17 protein-coding genes and 1 tRNA gene are annotated in these 16,650 nt (G+C 67.1%); 5 read left to right on the forward strand and 13 right to left on the reverse strand.

From position 1 onward, the window contains the following. Positions 1–119: 119 nt before the first annotated feature. The 7 genes from DDE13_RS11540 to DDE13_RS11570 form a co-directional block, all read right to left on the reverse strand. Positions 120–196, reverse strand: a tRNA-Pro gene (locus DDE13_RS11540). An 89-nt stretch (positions 197–285) separates the two neighbouring features. Then, positions 286–1,041: a MerR family transcriptional regulator gene (locus DDE13_RS11545; RefSeq protein ID WP_111404290.1), complete on the reverse strand. Its 756-nt coding sequence runs from the start codon at positions 1,039–1,041 to the stop codon at positions 286–288. A 16-nt stretch (positions 1,042–1,057) separates the two neighbouring features. Further along, complete coding sequence (gene ihfA / locus DDE13_RS11550; protein ID WP_111404292.1) at positions 1,058–1,360, reverse strand: integration host factor subunit alpha; 303 nt, start codon at positions 1,358–1,360, stop codon at positions 1,058–1,060. Between the two features lie 95 nt (positions 1,361–1,455). Next, a complete protein-coding gene (locus DDE13_RS11555) occupies positions 1,456–2,427 on the reverse strand; it encodes a beta-ketoacyl-ACP synthase III (RefSeq protein ID WP_111404294.1) in 972 nt (323 codons plus the stop codon). After that, positions 2,424–3,542: a phosphate acyltransferase PlsX gene (plsX, locus tag DDE13_RS11560; protein ID WP_111404296.1), complete on the reverse strand. Its 1,119-nt coding sequence runs from the start codon at positions 3,540–3,542 to the stop codon at positions 2,424–2,426. Before plsX ends, DDE13_RS11555 begins: the two co-directional genes overlap by 4 nt. A gap of 22 nt (positions 3,543–3,564) precedes the next feature. Next, positions 3,565–3,771 carry a 50S ribosomal protein L32 gene (gene rpmF, locus DDE13_RS11565; protein WP_111404299.1) on the reverse strand — a complete coding sequence of 69 codons (207 nt, stop codon included), beginning with the start codon at positions 3,769–3,771 and terminating at the stop codon, positions 3,565–3,567. Between the two features lie 122 nt (positions 3,772–3,893). Beyond that, positions 3,894–4,559, reverse strand: coding sequence for a YceD family protein (locus DDE13_RS11570; protein ID WP_222626082.1), 666 nt, complete (start codon positions 4,557–4,559; stop codon positions 3,894–3,896). An 81-nt stretch (positions 4,560–4,640) separates the two neighbouring features. Here DDE13_RS11570 and DDE13_RS11575 point away from each other — a divergent pair, with 81 nt between their 5' ends. Continuing rightward, entirely contained in the window at positions 4,641–5,129 is a 489-nt protein-coding gene (locus tag DDE13_RS11575) for an outer membrane protein assembly factor BamE (RefSeq protein ID WP_162630964.1), read from the forward strand. A gap of 5 nt (positions 5,130–5,134) precedes the next feature. Here the strand turns inward: DDE13_RS11575 and msrB are convergent, their stop codons facing one another. Continuing rightward, a complete protein-coding gene (gene msrB / locus DDE13_RS11580) occupies positions 5,135–5,539 on the reverse strand; it encodes a peptide-methionine (R)-S-oxide reductase MsrB (protein WP_111404303.1) in 405 nt (134 codons plus the stop codon). 106 nt (positions 5,540–5,645) lie between these two features. Here msrB and DDE13_RS11585 point away from each other — a divergent pair, with 106 nt between their 5' ends. Further along, on the forward strand, positions 5,646–7,493 hold the full coding sequence (locus tag DDE13_RS11585; RefSeq protein ID WP_111404306.1) for an ABC-F family ATP-binding cassette domain-containing protein: 1,848 nt from the start codon (positions 5,646–5,648) through the stop codon (positions 7,491–7,493). A gap of 103 nt (positions 7,494–7,596) precedes the next feature. On the opposite strand, the gene DDE13_RS11590 is transcribed toward DDE13_RS11585, so the two are convergent. Together DDE13_RS11590 and DDE13_RS11595 are read right to left on the reverse strand one after the other, a co-directional pair. Next, a complete protein-coding gene (locus DDE13_RS11590; protein ID WP_111404308.1) occupies positions 7,597–8,583 on the reverse strand; it encodes a quinone oxidoreductase family protein in 987 nt (328 codons plus the stop codon). Between the two features lie 78 nt (positions 8,584–8,661). Further along, complete coding sequence (locus tag DDE13_RS11595; protein ID WP_111404310.1) at positions 8,662–8,898, reverse strand: Lrp/AsnC ligand binding domain-containing protein; 237 nt, start codon at positions 8,896–8,898, stop codon at positions 8,662–8,664. 231 nt (positions 8,899–9,129) lie between these two features. On the opposite strand from DDE13_RS11595, the gene DDE13_RS11600 reads away from it, so the two are divergent. Beyond that, positions 9,130–10,524, forward strand: coding sequence for an aspartate aminotransferase family protein (locus tag DDE13_RS11600; RefSeq protein ID WP_111404312.1), 1,395 nt, complete (start codon positions 9,130–9,132; stop codon positions 10,522–10,524). A 4-nt stretch (positions 10,525–10,528) separates the two neighbouring features. On the opposite strand, the gene DDE13_RS11605 is transcribed toward DDE13_RS11600, so the two are convergent. From DDE13_RS11605 to DDE13_RS11620, 3 genes are all read right to left on the reverse strand, one after another. Continuing rightward, positions 10,529–11,788, reverse strand: a complete 1,260-nt coding sequence (locus DDE13_RS11605) for a multidrug effflux MFS transporter (protein WP_111404314.1) — start codon at positions 11,786–11,788, stop codon at positions 10,529–10,531. A 28-nt stretch (positions 11,789–11,816) separates the two neighbouring features. Then, positions 11,817–12,458, reverse strand: a complete 642-nt coding sequence (locus tag DDE13_RS11610) for a DsbA family oxidoreductase (RefSeq protein ID WP_111404316.1) — start codon at positions 12,456–12,458, stop codon at positions 11,817–11,819. A gap of 191 nt (positions 12,459–12,649) precedes the next feature. Then, positions 12,650–14,479, reverse strand: a complete 1,830-nt coding sequence (locus DDE13_RS11620; protein ID WP_111404320.1) for an extracellular solute-binding protein — start codon at positions 14,477–14,479, stop codon at positions 12,650–12,652. Positions 14,480–14,762: 283 nt separating this feature from the next. Here DDE13_RS11620 and DDE13_RS11625 point away from each other — a divergent pair, with 283 nt between their 5' ends. Beyond that, positions 14,763–15,536: a 3-hydroxybutyrate dehydrogenase gene (locus tag DDE13_RS11625; RefSeq protein WP_111404333.1), complete on the forward strand. Its 774-nt coding sequence runs from the start codon at positions 14,763–14,765 to the stop codon at positions 15,534–15,536. Positions 15,537–15,539: 3 nt separating this feature from the next. Then, positions 15,540–16,592, forward strand: coding sequence for a patatin-like phospholipase family protein (locus DDE13_RS11630; RefSeq protein ID WP_111404322.1), 1,053 nt, complete (start codon positions 15,540–15,542; stop codon positions 16,590–16,592). Positions 16,593–16,650: the final 58 nt, after the last annotated feature.

Genomic DNA, 16,650 nt, shown 5'->3' on the forward strand with positions numbered 1-16,650 from the left:
TTATCGCTTGTCGCCGAGCATGACGGCGCGTGCAAGCCGGGGAAACGCAATCACGACCCTGCGGCGGCGCTGCCAGGGCGCGAGGAGGCCACTGCCAAAACGATAAGTTTTGCGAAAAATGGTCGGGCTAGCGAGATTCGAACTCACGACCTTCCGTCCCCCAGACGGACGCGCTACCAAGCTGCGCTATAGCCCGACACGTGCGTCTGTTACTCAGCTTTGCGGACCGGGGCAAGGGCGCGCGGCGCAAAAAGTGACGTGCCGGTGACACGGCCAGTGGGCAGGTCAGCGCGGCGCGCACTGCCAGCCGTCGAGCCGCCGATACAAACCGATCAGCGTGTCACGATGACTGGCCGCGATGTCGTCGGGGTGCAGCGCCCGCAGACGGGCAGGCAGGGATAGCGGCGGACTGTGCAACGCGGCGTCATCTTCGGGATCGTCGGGCAGGGGTGGCAAGGTGCCAACGCGCGGACCGGCGGGCGACGGGTCGGGCATCGGTTGCGCGGCAGCGGGTGCGGCATCCTCTGCAACGTTCCCGGGCACGGCATCGGCGGGTGGCGGGGATGGCGCGCGCGCCTGTGCGAACGTGCCGCTTTGGGCTTCGGCTGGCGCGGCATCCTCGCTGTCGTCGAAGAAGAAACCGATGGGCGGTGTCTCGTCATCGGCCAGCGCCTTCTGCCGCGCCACCTCCATTCCGGCGACGGTGAGGGCGTCCGCGTCGGCGGGTGCATGGGGCACGTCGTCTTCGGCGCCGACAGGGGCCGGTGTCAGCGGCGGCGAAAAGGCGGCCACCGCATCGGTGCCATCGGCCTTGATGCGATCCTGCACCGACTTGATCGTGTGACCCTCGGTGTGCAGCAGGTGCTTGATCCCGCCCAGCAGCATCATGTCCTGCGGCCGGTAATACCGGCGCCCGCCCGCCCGCTGCACGGGCTTGAGATCAGGAAAGCGGCTCTCCCAGAAACGCAGGACGTGGGCCGGCGTTTCCAGCCACGCCGCCACTTCGCTGATCGTGCGGAAGGCGTCCGGGGATTTCTTCATGGCCGGGCCATGCGCCTCAGCGCTTGTTGCCCTGGGCCACGCGCTCTTTCATGAGGTGCGAGGGGCGGAAGGTCAGCACGCGCCGCGGCAGGATCGGCACCTCTTCGCCGGTCTTCGGATTGCGCCCCACGCGCGCGGCCTTGTCCCGCACGTTGAAGGTCCCGAATGACGAGATCTTGACCGACTCGCCCGATGCCAGTGAATCGCTGATATGGGCCAGCACGCTTTCGACCAGTTGTGCGGATTCGTTGCGCGACAGACCCACTTCGCGGAACACGGCCTCGCTCAGGTCCATCCGGGTCAAGGTCTTGCCACTCATTGTCTTTTTCTCCCTGTGTTGGGGCGACGATAGAGACAACTGGAAAAACCTGTCAACGCCGGGATTCGTAACGTGCTGATTTCACGCGGGCAACGTCACCAGCGCAACACAACCGAGCCCCATGCGAGCCCACCGCCAATTGCTTCGGCAACCAGAAGCTGACCCGGCCGGATCTGGCCACGCGCCTTGCCGACCGACAGCGCCAGCGGAATCGACGCCGCAGAGGTATTGCCGTGATCCTGCACGGTGACAATCACCCGGTCCATGTCGAGCCCCATCTTCTGGGCCGTGGCCTTGATGATCCGCAGATTGGCCTGGTGCGGAACGATCCAGTCCACATCCGCCGGGGTCAGCCCCGCCTTGCGCAGCGCGCGATGGGCCGTCAGCGCGAGCTTTTCGACCGCGTGGCGGAACACTTCCTTGCCCTGCATCCGCAGGTGTCCGGTGGTCTGGCTCGCCACGCCGCCATCCACGTACAGGATATCGCGGTACCGTCCGTCGGAATTGAGATCGCTGGACAGGATGCCACGATCCGCGGTCGTGCCCTTTCCCTCCGCGCGTTCGAGCACGAGCGCGCCGGCACCGTCGCCGAACAGCACGCAGGTGCCCCGGTCCGTCCAGTCGAGGATGCGCGAGAACGTTTCCGCGCCGATCACGAGCACGCGGTCCGCCTGTCCCGACAGGATCATCCCGTTGGCATTGGCCAGCGCGAAGACGAAACCCGCGCAGACCGCCTGCACGTCGAAGGCGAAGCCGCGTGTCATGCCAAGCGCGTCCTGCACCATCGTGGCGACGGCGGGGAATGTCAGGTCGGCAGTCGACGTGGCGACGATCACGGCATCGATGTCGTTCGGCTCAAGGCCTGCATCCGCAAGCGCGGCGCGCGCTGCGCGTGTCGCCAGGTCGGACGTGCCTTGGCCTTCGGCCGCGAAATGGCGCCGTTCGATACCGGACCGGGTGCGAATCCACTCGTCCGTGGTGTCCAGCGTCTTCGTGAATTCCGCATTTTCGACCACACGCTCGGGCAGGTAGTGCCCGACCCCTCGAATCACGGCGCGTGTGGTCATGTGCTGGTACCGTAAGCCTTCCCGGTGTCTGTCGGCGCACCTTGGACCGCGGGGGAGAGGGATGCAACCCGCGCCGCTAGCCGCTCCGGCAGATCGGCATGCCCCAGTTCGAAGGCAAGTTTCAGTGCGGCCGACACGCCCGTGGCGTCCGCCGATCCGTGCGACTTGATGACCGAACCGTTCAACCCGAGGAACACGCCGCCATTCACCCGGCGCGGGTCGATCCGCTTGCGCAGACGTTGCAGCGAGGTCAGCGCGAGAAGCGCCGCGAAGCGCGACAGGGGCGAATAGTTGAACGCCTCCTGAAGCAACTCGCGGATCAGCTTGGCGGTGCCTTCGCCGGTCTTGAGCGCGACGTTGCCCGTAAATCCGTCGGTGACGATCACGTCCACCTTGTCGGACGGCAGGTCGCCGCCTTCGATATAGCCCACGAAGTCGAAAGGTGCCGTCTTCGCGGCTTCCGTGATCAGGTCATGGGCGAGTTTCAGTTCGGCGCGGCCCTTGTGTTCCTCGGTCCCGACATTGAGCAGCCCGATCCGCGGGCGATCGAGCATCAGGCCGACGCGGGCATAAGAACTGCCCATCAGCGCGTATTGCAGCAGGTCTTCGGCATCGGCCCGGATATCGGCGCCCGCGTCCAGCATGATGTTGAAACCGCCGGGATTGCGCGATGGCCAGAGACACGCGATGGCCGGCCGGTTCACGCCTGGCAGCTTGCGGAGGCGCACCATCGACATCGCCATGAGCGCGCCCGTGTTGCCGCAGGACACGCAGACCTGCGCGTCGCCCGCGCGCACGGCTTCGATCGCTTGCCACATGGACGTGCCCTTGCCGTGCCGCATGGCATGGCTGGGCTTTTCGGTCATGGTCACGACACCGTCGGCATGGCGCACCTCGCAGCGCGCGGCAAGGCCGCGGCGCCGTTCGATCAGCTTTTCAAGCTGCTCGGCATCGCCATGGACGATGAACCGCATGTCCGGGTTCTTGGTCGCGGATTTCGCGATGCCCGCCACGACCGGGGCGGGGCCGTTGTCCCCGCCCATCGCGTCCACGGAGACAGTGACAATCCGCGGCGCTGCGTGCGCTGCACCCTTGTCTGACCGCGGAGGCTTCATGCTGTCGATGGGCGGCCTCGTCTCAGGCCGCGTCTTCGTCCAGGTCGATCTCGTCGGCCATGGCGACAACTTCGCGGTCCGCGTAGTGGCCGCAGGACGGGCACACGTGATGCGGGCGCTTCAGCTCGCCGCAATTGGTACATTCGTTGGGATTCGCAGCGACCAGCGCGTCATGAGCGCGGCGCATGTTCCGGCGCGACCGGGTAACCTTGTTCTGCTGGACAGCCATGTCTCAACCCTTGTTCGTCTGATCTGCACGCCGCACGCGGGCGGCAGGGACGCGGTTCGCGCCCGTCAATGGAAGCCGGACTTCTACGCGTTTTGGCGCGCCGTGCAAGGGGTTTTTTGGGTTCAGTCCCGCCCCGTCCCCTGTTGCGGCGTTCCCGTGGCGGGTGGCGTATCCGGATCGGACTCCTCCGGGCCGTTGCCCGTCTCGCCCTTCCCGGTGTCCCTGCCAAGCTGCCCGCGCAGGCCGGCCAGGGCCGCAAAGGGGCGGGTGTCGGCGTCCGTCATCGGCGTCTGGCCCGGTTCGGCGAACTGTGCCTCAACCGGCGCCGTATCGGCGGCACGCGGATAGGGCGGCAGCGCCAGCGCCAGCGCCTCGGCCAGGATCGCGTCAAGATCGATGGCGTCCGGCAGCCGTTCCAGCGCGTCATCTTCGGGCATCTCGATTTCCGCCGCGTCGTCCGGTTCCGGCAGGTCGGCGCGAAACCGCCGCTCCACCCGCTCCTCGATCCGGGTGGTCACGGGGGCAAGCGTGGCGACGCAGGGCTGTACCACGGTCGCGCCCAGTTGCCCGTTCAGGTCCCAGTTGCGCCGCCCGACCGGGTCGAGCGTGCCTTCGAACCGCACCTTGCGCAGGTCAATCAGGTCGAGCGCCCGCGCCAGCGCAGCGCGGGCGTCTGCGTCGGGCTGGCGCGCGAAGCGGTGGGCGCGGCGTTGCGCCAGATCGGCCAGCCGCAGCACGGCGCCGTCATGCGTCGGTGGGGGGGCGTCTTCATGCCGGTCGGATGCCATAAGCACTATCCCTCCTTGAACAGGTTCGCTGGCTCAGGCTATCGGGGGTGCCAGAAGGTGCAACGGCAAACAAGGCTGAACATGGGCAGAGCATCCCTTGCGCGCGGGTTTCGCGCCGCCGCCATGGCCGGTCTGGTTGCCGCCGCGGGCTGTTCGCCCATCGTGCGCACCCATGGTTACGTGCCCGCTCCGGACCAGCTGGCCGAAGTCGAGGTCGGCCAGGACACCCGTGACACGGTGGCCGAAAAGATCGGTCAGCCCATGACCCGCGGCATGCGCGACGACCGCGCGTGGTATTACGTGGCCTCGGAGCGCGAGACCTTCGGCCCCGCAAAGCCGCGCACCACCCGGCGCGACATCGTGGCGGTGCGTTTCACAGAAGACGGCCAGGTTGAAAACATCGAACGTTTCGATGTGAACGACGGGCGCGTCGTCGTTCTGACGGCCCGCGTCACCGATCCTTCGGTGTCGGAAATGGGCATTCTGCAGCAGATCTTCGGCAATGTCGGCGGCCCGACCGCCGAGGACTTCCTCGGCGGCGGCGGTGGTGGCGGAGATGACGGGATCTGATCCCGTCACGCGTCAGGTTCGAACCTGAGCGCCGCCCCATTGATGCAATAGCGCAGCCCCGTCGGCGCCGGTCCGTCCGGAAAGACGTGCCCCAGATGCGCGTCGCAGCGATTGCAGTGTACTTCCGTGCGGCGCATGAAGAAGCTGCGATCCTCCGTTTCGCCCACCATCTCCGGGTCGGCGGGGCGGGTGAAGCTGGGCCAGCCCGTGCCGCTTTCGAACTTGTCGTCCTGGTCGAACAGCGGCGCGCCACAGCAGATGCACAAGTAGGTGCCGGGATCCTTCGGGAAATCCTCGTGCGTGCCGGCGCGCTCGGTGCCATGCTTGCGCGTGACCTTGTAGGCCATCGGCGACAGCTGCGCGCGCCATTCGGCATCCGTCTTCACGACCTTGTCGAGGGTGCTGTCCATGGGGGTATCCTTTTCACCGTATCACCCCATAGACATAGGGCGCGCCGAACGGCATCGCCAGCCGCCGCCGCTTGACCGCGCATCCAAGCCCACATACGGAACCGGCATGGCGCAACCTCCTCTCCTTCAAGTTTCCGGCATCTCGCTCACCTTCGGGGGGGAGCCGGTCTTCGACGATCTCGGCCTTGTCGTACAGCCGCGCGACCGGGTGGCGCTGGTGGGGCGAAACGGGTCGGGCAAGTCCACGCTGATGAAGGTCATTGCGGGGCTGGTCGAACCCGACCGTGGCAGCGTCACGACCGCGCCGGGCCAGTCCGTCGGCTACATGGAACAGGAGCCTTCGCTGGCGGGCTTCGCCACGCTCGGCGATTTCGCCGCAAGCGGCTTGCCGCCGGGCGAAGCCTACCGGATCGACATGGTATCCGAAGGGCTGAAGTTCGACCCCGGCATCGCCACGGGGGCCGCGTCAGGCGGGGAACGGCGGCGCGCGGCGCTGGCCAAGCTGCTGGCGGAAGACCCCGACCTGATGCTGCTGGACGAGCCGACGAACCATCTCGACGTGCAGGCCATCGGTTGGCTGGAGGAGCGGCTGAAATCCACCCGCGCGGCCTTCGTGCTGATTTCCCACGACCGGGCTTTCCTGACCGCGCTGACGCGCGCGACCCTGTGGATCGACCGGGGCGCCGTGCGCCGGCAGGAACAGGGTTTCGCCGCGTTCGAGGCATGGCGCGACAAGACATGGGCCGAGGAGGACGAGGCCCGCCACAAGCTCAACCGCAAGATCAAGGCGGAGGCCCGCTGGGCCGTCGAAGGCATCAGCGCGCGGCGCAAGCGTAACCAGGGGCGGGTGCGCGCGCTGCAGGCGCTGCGGGCCGAACGCGCGTCGCAGATCAGCCGGGCGGGGACCGCGGACCTTGCGCTGGCCGCGGGGACCAAGTCCGGCAAGCGCGTGATCGAGGCGAAGTGCATTTCCAAACGCTTCGACGACCGGGTGATCCTTGCGCCCTTCGATCTGCGTGTGCTGCGCGGCGACCGCATCGCCTTTGTCGGGCCGAACGGCGCGGGCAAGTCCACGCTGCTGAAGATGCTCACCGGCGAGATTGCACCCGACACCGGGTCGGTCACGCTGGGGTCCAACCTGCAGGTGGCCGTGTTCGACCAGAACCGCGCGCAGCTCGACCCGGAAGCGACGCTGTGGGACAGCCTGACCGGCGATCCGTCGATGCGCGTGTCCGGTCGCGCCGACCAGGTCATGGTGCGCGGCACGCCGAAGCATGTGGTGGGCTATCTCAAGGATTTCCTGTTCGACGAACGACAGGCCCGCGCGCCCGTGAAATCCCTGTCGGGCGGCGAAAAGGCGCGGCTCCTGCTGGCGCGGATCATGGCGCGCGACAGCAACCTTCTGGTGCTGGACGAACCGACCAACGATCTCGACATCGAAACGCTCGACCTGTTGCAGGACGTGCTGGGCGATTACGACGGCACGGTGCTGCTGGTCAGCCACGACCGCGATTTTCTCGACCGCGTCGCGACGGCGACCGTGGCCATGGAAGGCGACGGCAAGGCGACCGTCTATCCCGGCGGCTGGTCCGATTACCGCGCGCAGCGGGGCGGGGAGGGACTGTTCGCCACCCCGGAACCCGCGGGAAAGCCACAGGGCGGACAGGGCAAACCGGCCCCGAAGACCGTCGCGGCATCGGCCACCCCGCATGGCGGCCTGAGCTTTACCGAGCGCCACCGGCTGGAAGAACTGCCCGGCATCATCGCGCGGCTGGAGGCGGAGATCGCCAAGCTGGAAGACTTCCTCGCCGCCGATCCGAACATGTTCACCGACGCGCCTGTGAAGTTCCAGAAAGCCACCGATGCGCTGGTCGAACGCCATGATGCGCTGTCGGATGCGGAGGAAGAATGGATGGCGCTCGCCGAACGGGACGAGGCGGCGAAGACGGGGTAGGGCGGGCATCCCGCGCCCGGTCCCGGCTTTCAGACCGCACACCCGGCGCGGCGCATCCACAATCCCGTCATCCGCCCGTGCGCAGGCGACCGCCCCCCGCAGGTCAGGGCATCAGGATCGTCGCACCCGTGGTCTTGCGGGTCTCCAGCGCGTCATGGGCGGCCGCGACTTCGGCCAGCGGGAATCGCTGGTCGATGCGGATCTTCACCGCACCCCGCGTGACCTTGTCGAACAGGTTCGCCGCCATCTTCTGGCAGGTCGCGTGATCGCTGGTATGGGTGAACAGCGTGGGCCGCGTGAGTTGCAGCGATCCCTTCGCCGCGAGCATCCCCACATCCACCGGCGGCACCTTGCCCGACGCGTTGCCGAAGGTGATCATCATGCCCAGCGGGCGGAGGCTGTTCAGCGAACCTTCGAAAGTGTCTTTCCCCACGCTGTCCATCACCGCATCGACCCCGCGCCCGTCGGTCAGGTCGCGCACGCGGGCGGCGAAGTCTTCCGTTCGGTAATTGATCGCGTGGGTGGCGCCGTGATCCAGCGCAAGCTGGCACTTTTCATCGCTGCCTGCGGTGGCGATCAGGGTAATGCCCTCGTCGCGCGCCCATTGGCAGGCGATCAGGCCCACGCCGCCCGCGGCCGCGTGGAACAGCACCGTGTCCCCGCGTTTCAGCGGCACCGTGCGCTGGAACAGGTACTGGACCGTGAGGCCCTTGAGCATCATGGCCGCCCCTTCTTCGAACCCGATGGCGTCGGGCAGGGGGCAGACCTGCGCGGCGGGCATCACGCGCGCCGAGCAATAGGCCCCCGGCGGCGCCGAGGCATAGGCGGCACGGTCGCCCGGCTTCAGATGCGTCACGCCGTCGCCCACGGCTTCGACGATACCCGCCGCTTCCATCCCCAACGCCGTGGGCAGAGGCAGCGGGTAAAGGCCCGTGCGCTGGTAGACATCGATGAAATTCAGCCCGCAGGCTTCGTGCCGGATCCGGATCTCGCCCGGACCGGGATCGCCTACGGGGCGGTCCTCCAGCCGCAGCTTGTCGGACCCGCCGAATGCGTCGATGACCACGGTCTGTGCCGTTTTGGTGTGCATGTGTAACCTCCCCGATTGCGGCCGCGCAGGCCGCTCGGTCCCGGTTAGACCCCGGCGGGGGGCGATTGTCAAAGCCGCTCAGAACGCCTTGAATGTCAGTGTCGTATGGGTGCGTTCGATCCCCGGAATGTCGAGCAGGTGATCGTTGATGAACTTGCCCACGTCGGCGTCCGCCGGGACATAGAGCTTCAGCAGCAGGTCGTAATCGCCGCTGGTGGAATACAGCTCGGAGTGGATCTCGCGCAGGGTGATCTCGTCGGCCACGCGATAGGCGGTGCCGGGCTTGCAGCGGATTTGCACGAAGACGCAGTTCATTCGGGGCCTCATGGGATGGACTGGCCCAGCCATAGCGCAGGCCCCGCGCGCGGTCCATCGCGCAGGGCCTGCGGGTCCGGACGTCATGCAACACGTGTGGGCAGGGATGTCGCGCAAGATGTGTGCACTGGGATGTCGAGTCACGCCCGCGCCCGGGGGCGCCGCGCAGCGCGGGTCTTGCCGCGCGGCAGGGGCGCGGCTAGACCGTGGCGCAACGCTTGCGAGGCCCCCATGACGCGCATCACCAACCACTTGCCCACTGCCGAATTGCAGGCGCTGGACGCGGCCCACCATGTCCATCCGTTCACCCATGCGGGCGAACTTGCCGCGAAAGGCGCGCGGGTGATCCTGCGCGGCGAGGGCTGCTGGCTGACCGACAGCGAAGGGCATCGCATCCTCGACGGCATGGCCGGGCTGTGGTGCGTCAACGCGGGCTACGGGCGGGCGGAACTGGCCGAGGTGGCGGCGGCGCAGATGAAGGAACTCGCCTTCTACAACACCTTCTTTCAGACGACCCATGTGCCTGCCATCGCCCTTGCCGCGAAACTGGCGGAGCTTGCCCCCGGCGATCTGAACCATGTCTTCTTCGCCGGGTCGGGGTCGGAAGCGAACGACACCAACATCCGTGCGGCGCGGGTGTTCTGGGCAGCACAGGGCAAGCCTGACAAGCAGATCATCATCGCGCGCAAGAACGCCTATCACGGGTCCACCATGGGCGGGGCCAGCCTTGGCGGCATGGCCGGGATGCACGCGCAGGGCGGGTTGCCCATTCCGGGGATCGTCCACATCGACCAGCCGCACTGGTGGGCCGAAGGCGGCGACATGACGCCCCACGATTTCGGCATCGCCCGTGCACGGGAACTGGAAGACACCATCGCGCAACTGGGCGAGGATCGGGTCGCCGCCTTCATCGCGGAACCCGTGCAGGGGGCTGGCGGCGTCATCATCCCGCCCGACAGCTACTGGCCCGAGGTGCAGCACATCTGCGACGCCCATGACATCCTGCTGATCGCGGACGAGGTCATCACCGGTTTCGGGCGGCTGGGCGCGTGGTTCGGCAGCACGACCTATGGCATCCGCCCCGATATCATTACCATCGCGAAGGGTCTGTCCTCGGGCTACCAGCCCATCGGCGGGTCGATCCTCTCGGACCGGGTGGCGGGCGTGCTGGGGTCGATTGAATTCAACCACGGCTATACCTATTCCGGCCACCCGGTCGCGGCGGCGGTCGCGCTGGAAAACCTCCGCGTTCTTGAAGAGGAAGCGCTGCCGCAGCGCGTGGCCGAATGGACAGGCCCCTATCTGGCGCAGGCCTGGGCGCAACTTGCCGATCACCCGCTGGTGGGCGTGGCGGAAACCCGCGGGCTGATGGGCGCGCTGCAACTGACCCCGGACAAGGCCGCGCGCGCGGCCTTCGCGGCACCTGCGGGCAGCGTCGGCCTGCGCGCGCGGGAACGCTGTTTCGCCAATGATCTCGTCATGCGCCATGTGGGCGACCGCATGATCATCGCGCCGCCGCTGGTGATTTCCGAAGACGAGATCGACACACTTGTTGCCCGTGCCCGCGTGGCACTCGACGAAACGCTGGATGGGCTGCGCGCCGACGGGATGATGACCGCCGCCTGAGCTGTCAGAACCGCGCGCGGCCTTCCTTCGGCAGCCGTGCCATCAGCCAGCGCGCCAACACCGCATAGGTCAGGATCACCGCCACCATCGGGATCGGCGTGCCGTTGAACGCGACCCCGACGGGCGCCGCGAGGATCGCCGCCCCGATGGTCCCGAGCGCGCTGATGACCGATGCCGCCGTGCCGGCGATATGGCCCATGGGTTCCAGCGCCAGCGCGTTGATGTTACCCAGCGTAAGCCCCGCCGTGGCGAAGACGCTGGCGGTCCAGGCAAGGAAGATCACGAAGTACGCGTCGCCGGACCACAGCCCGGTGACCGTGCCCGCGAGAAACAGCCCGGACCCGGCGATCTGCGCGAGAAGCGTGCGCTCGATCACCTGCCGCATGCCCATCCGCATCACCAGCCGCGCGTTCAGGAACCCGCCGCCCGCGCCCACCACGGCGATCAGGCCGAACCACAGGTGGAACGAGCCCGCGCGCCCGAAGGTCGTATCGAACACGAGTTGCACCGAGGACAGGCAGGAAAACAGGATTCCGAAGGCCAACACCTGCACCGTGATCGCCCCGCGCACGACCGGATGACGCAGGATCTCGGCCGTGGCGGCGGCCAAGGCGCCGAACCGCGCAGGGCGGCGGCGTTCTGGCGGCAGGGTTTCCGGCTGGCGCAACGTCAGCCAGACCGCGGCCGCCGCGGCGAAGACGACAAAGGCCGGGAAGATGCCCCGCCAACTCCCGCTCAGCGCGATGACCGCAGCCCCGAAGGTGGGCGCGATCGCGGGCACCAGCGTGAACACGATGATCACGAAGGACACCATTTGCGCCATCGCCCGCCCGGAATAGAGATCGCGGATGATCGCCAGCGCCACGACCCGCGGGCCGGCACCGCCGAATCCTTGCACCACCCGTGCCGCGAGCAGCCATTCGAGGCTTTGCGCCTGCCAGGCCATCACGGCACCGGCCGCATAGACCGCGACACCGCCAAGGATCACGGACTTGCGCCCGAAACTGTCCGACAGGGGCCCTGCGACCACCGTGCCGAACCCCAGCCCCAGCACGAAGGCCGAGATGATGAGTGGGGCGCGGTTCGGCGCATCGGGGCTCAGATCGGCGGCGATGCGCGGCATGGCCGGCAGCATGGCGTCGATCGAGAACGCGACGACCGCCATGAGCATCGCCATGAGCGCGACGAATTCCGGCCGCGACAGGGGCGCCTGCGGGGCGCGGGACGGTCGGGCCGGGCCTGTCGCCTCGGGTCGGTCTGTCATGGCTCTGCGCGCTCCTGTCAGCGGCGGGTCAGGCTCGCGCGTCGGCCCCGGTCAGTTCGTCGATGACCTGAAGCCACAGATCGGTGGGTTGCGCGCCCGGCACGGCATGCTGGCCCGCCACGATGAAGCTCGGCACGCTCGTCAGGCCCATCGCCCGCGCTGCGGCGTCGCGCTCGACGATCTCGCGCAGGTCGCTGTCGCTGTCGAGCAGGCGGCGCACGACCGCCGCATCCAGCCCCGCGCCGTCGGCGATATCGGCCAGCACGTCGCGGTCGCCGATATCCCGTCCGTCGAAGAAATAGGCTTGGAAAAGTGCATCGACGACGGCCTGTTGCGCGCCCTCGATCTCGGCCCACAGGATCAGCCGGTGCGCGTCGCGCGTGTTCGGCGTGCGCGTGATGCCGCCCAGGTTCAGCTCCAGCCCCGACTCGCGCGCGACATTGTCGATATGGCCATAGATGCGCGCGGCCTCGGCCTTGCCGCCGAACTTGGCCTCCAGGTATTCGCGCCGGTCGATGCCTTCGGGCGGCATGTCCGGGTTCAGCATGAACGGGTGCCACGTGATCGTGAAGGGATGGCCGGGGCGCTGCGCGAGGGCCGCATCCAGCCATGTCTTGCCGATCAGGCACCATGGACAGATCGGGTCGGAGAAGATGTCAAGCTTGACCATGGTGGTCCTCGAGGTCTTGGCGCAACTGGCGACGCAGGAACTTGCCATTGCCGCCGCGGGCCAGGGCTCGGCGGGGCAGGAACAGTCTGGGTGCCTTGTAGCGGGCCTGCCGGTCGGCTGCAAACGCCCCATCCCTGCGGCGGCACGTCATTCCGTTCCGCCGCGTCTGCCGGCCCGGCGGGCGGGCGAAATCATTCCCGCCACCACCACACGTCTGGCATGAATCCCACCCAGTCGCCATACATCGGCAGCCGGTCCGGATAACGCAATTCCCGCCGGTGGGCGATGCGCGACACGTCCGCATACCACAGCGGGATCACGTAGCGCCCCGTGGTCATCACCCGGTCGAGAGCGCGGGCGGCGGCGATGAAATCCTCGGTCGTCGCGGCGTTCAGAAGCGTTTCGATCATCGCTTCCGCCGCCGGGCTGTCCATGCCCATCCAGTTGCGGCTGCCGGGTTCGGTCACGCCGTCGGAGCCCCAGTAGAGCGTCTGCTCGTTGCCGGGGCTCAGCGACAGGGCGCGCTGGTAGAAGGTCATGTCGAAATCGTAATTGTTGGTGCGCTCGACATACTGCGCGCTGTCGATGGTGGTGATCGCGACCGCGATGCCGAGCCGGTCGAGCGCTTCGGCGAAGATGTTGACGATGGCCTGCTGCTGGGAAGATCCCTGCCGCAGCAGGATTTCGAATTCCATCGGCGCCCCGGCGGCATTGGTCATCACGCCGTTTCGCGGGGTCCAGCCCGCTTCCTCGAGGCGCGGCATGGCGGTGCGCAGGCCCGCGCGGTTGCGCGCCGATCCATCGCCTTCGGGCAGGCTATATCCTTCCAACGCGCCGGGCAGCAGGTCGTCCGCGAAAGGTTCCAGCAATTCGCGGACGCGCCCTTCGGCCGGGCCGGGCTGCATGGCGAGAACCGAGCCGCCGAAATAGCTGGGAATGCGCGGGTCCTGTCCGCCGGTCTGGGTCTGGGCGATAAATTCATAATTGAACGCGTGCAGCAGCGCATCGCGCACCCGCCAGTCGGCGAAGACCGGCTTGCGGGTGTTGAATACCAGGCCGAAGATGCCACTGGGCCGATCATGGGGAATTTCCGATTTCACGATGTCGCCGCGGGTCACGGCATCGAAGTCGTAGCCGTCGACCCAGCGCGCGGCATCGGCGTCGCGCAGCGCAGTGATCGCGCCGGACTTGAACGCCTCGAACAGCACGCCCGCATCGGCGAAGAACTCGTAGCGTATCTCGTCAAGGTTGTGCTGCCCGCGATTGAGTGGCAGATCGCGGCCCCAGTAATCGGGGTTGCGCCGCAGCACGAGGGTCCGGCCCGGCTCCGACTCGGCCACGACATAGGGACCCGTGGCCACGGGCGGTATCATCGAGCTTTCGGCGAAATCGCGCCCGGCCCAATGCGCCTTCTTCAAGATCGGCCGCAGACCCATGATGAGCGGCAATTCACGGTCCGCCGTGTTGAAGGTCAGCCGCACGCTGCGTGGACCGGTGGCTTCGATCGTCTCGACTTTCTGCCATGCGGCATGAAAGCGGGGATGTCCTTCGGCCCCCAGCGTTTCGTAGGACCAGATCACGTCTTCAACCGTGACGGGTGTTCCGTCGGAAAACCGTGCCTCGGGGCGCAGGGTGAATTCGACCCAGCTGCGGTCCGGCGCTGTGGTCACCGATTCGGCCAGAAGCCCGTACAGCGTGAAGGGTTCGTCCCAACTGCGGCCCATCAGGCTCTCGAAGACGTGAACCTGCACACCCCATGGCGCGTTGCCCTTCAGGATGTGAGGATTGAGCGAATCGAACCCGCCTACCTCGCCGAAGACGATTCGTCCGCCCCTGGGCGCATCCGGGTTCGCATAGGGGAGCGACACAAAATCGGGTGGAAGCGCCGGGTCGCCATACATAGCTATGCCATGCTGCGGTGCAGGATCGGCTGTCTGTGCCAAGCTCGCGCCAGGGGCGAGGGCCAGCGCCGCCAGAGCCGCAAGAAGGTACCGCGGGGATCGGGGCATGAGTTGCCGCATGGTCAAGATGTCCTGCTCGTTCGCTGTTTTGCAGGAACCTACCAAAGTTTTGCACGCGCTTAAACTTTTGGGTTGGAGTGGCTTGGCACATTGCCTATATTGAAGTCACTGCTCGATAGGTTTCTTGCCTGTATGAAACCTGCCTCATGACTGGCGCCCGCCTTGTGCGGGCGCTTTTTTTGTCTGCGGTCCCGCCGTCCCGCGCCGCCATTTTCCGGTTTCGCCGCCCCGCCGCCTGTGCACTATGTGCCGATGATGCAGGTGCAGCACGAAAGGAATGCTCATGTCTCTCGCAGGGAAAACCGCCATCGTCACCGGGTCAAATTCGGGGATCGGGCTGGGCGTGGCCGAAGAACTGGCCCGCGCGGGCGCGGATGTCGTGCTGAACTCCTACACCGACACGGACGACGATCACGCGCTAGCCGAACGGATCGCAAAGGACCACGGCGTGACCGCGCGCTACATCCAGGCGGACCTGTCCAAGGGCGATCAGGCCCGCGCGCTGGTGGAAAAGGCGGGACGCTGCGACATCCTCGTGAACAATGCCGGCATCCAGCATGTCGCGTCGATCGAGGAATTCCCGACCGAGAAATGGGATGCGATCATTGCCATCATGCTGACCTCGGCGTTCCACACGACAGCGGCCGCGCTGCCGATGATGCGCGACGCGGGTTGGGGCCGGATCGTCAACATCGCCAGCGCGCATGGCCTGCGCGCGTCACCCTACAAGGGCGCGTATGTGGCCGCGAAGCACGGTGTCGTCGGCTTCACCAAGGTCACGGCGCTGGAAACCGCGAAGGAACCGATCACGGCGAACGCGGTGTGCCCGGGCTACGTGCTGACCCCGCTGGTGGAATCGCAGATCCCGGACACGATGAAGAAATACGACATGGACCGGGAAACCGCGCTGAACGAGGTGATCCTGACGCGCCAGCCCAGCCGCGAATTCGCCACGACCGAACAGCTTGGCGGCACAGTGGTCTTTCTGTGTTCCGACGCCGCGGCTCAGATCACCGGCACCACGATCAGCGTGGATGGCGGCTGGACGGCGATGTAGCCGATGGCGACGCCGAAGCGGATCAACCTCGCCCTGCAGGGTGGCGGCGCGCACGGGGCGTTCACGTGGGGCGCACTGAAGGCGATCCTGCGCGATCCGGATATCGAGATCGCGGCGATCACCGGAACCTCTGCGGGCGCATTGAACGGGGCGGCGGTGAAATCCGGTCTTGCTTCCGCCGAGGGGCAGGCGGGTCGGCAGGCGGCCATCGCCAATCTCGACTGGCTTTGGCGCCAGATCGGGGCCGTCAACGACATGCGCTTCGCCGCGTGGTTGAACGCGATCTTTCCCGACCCCGCCATCGTATCGCGCAGCATCGAATATTCGCTGCCCTTCGCCATCGCGGACGCCGCGAGCCGCATGGTCAGCCCCTATGCTTATGGCCCGTTCTACAGCCATCCGCTGCGGCGGATCGTGGACCGGTTCGATTTCGGGCGTGTCTGCGGCGGTGACGGGCCGATGTTCTTCGTCAACACGACGCGGGTGCGCAACGGCAAGGTGCGCGTGTTCCGGCAGGACGAGGTGACGACCGATGTGATCCTTGCCTCGGCCTGCCTGCCGACGATCTTCCAGGCCGTTCCGATCTACGACACCGAAACACGGCGCGACGAGGAGTTCTGGGATGGCGGCTATACCGGCAACCCGGCGCTGTTCCCGCTGTTCCGGCCCGACCTGCCCGAGGATATCCTTGTGATCAACATCAATCCGCTGGAGCGCGAGGACCCGCCGCGCACGCCGACCGAGATCCAGAACCGGATCAACGAGATCAGTTTCAACTCGTCGCTCCTGCGGGAATTGCGGGCCATCTCCTTCGTCAAGCGGATGCTGGCGGACGGGCGGCTCGATCCCGAACACTTCCGCAACCCGCGGGTGCACATGATCGCCGACGACCCGCTGATGAACGATCTGTCCGTCGCCACCAAGACTGTGCCCGCGCCCTATATCCTTGGCCGGTTGCGCGATGCCGGCGAAGCGGCGGCGGCGCGGTTCCTTGCCGCCCATCGCGCCGATCTGAACGAGCGGGAAACCATCGATCTGGCGGCCATGTTCGCCTAGGCCGTGTCTGCATTCATCTGAGCCAGTCGAGGGCGGAGACGAGGAAGACGAAGCCCAT

It is taken from the genome of Meridianimarinicoccus zhengii (assembly GCF_003254465.1).
GTDB lineage: Bacteria > Pseudomonadota > Alphaproteobacteria > Rhodobacterales > Rhodobacteraceae > Meridianimarinicoccus > Meridianimarinicoccus zhengii.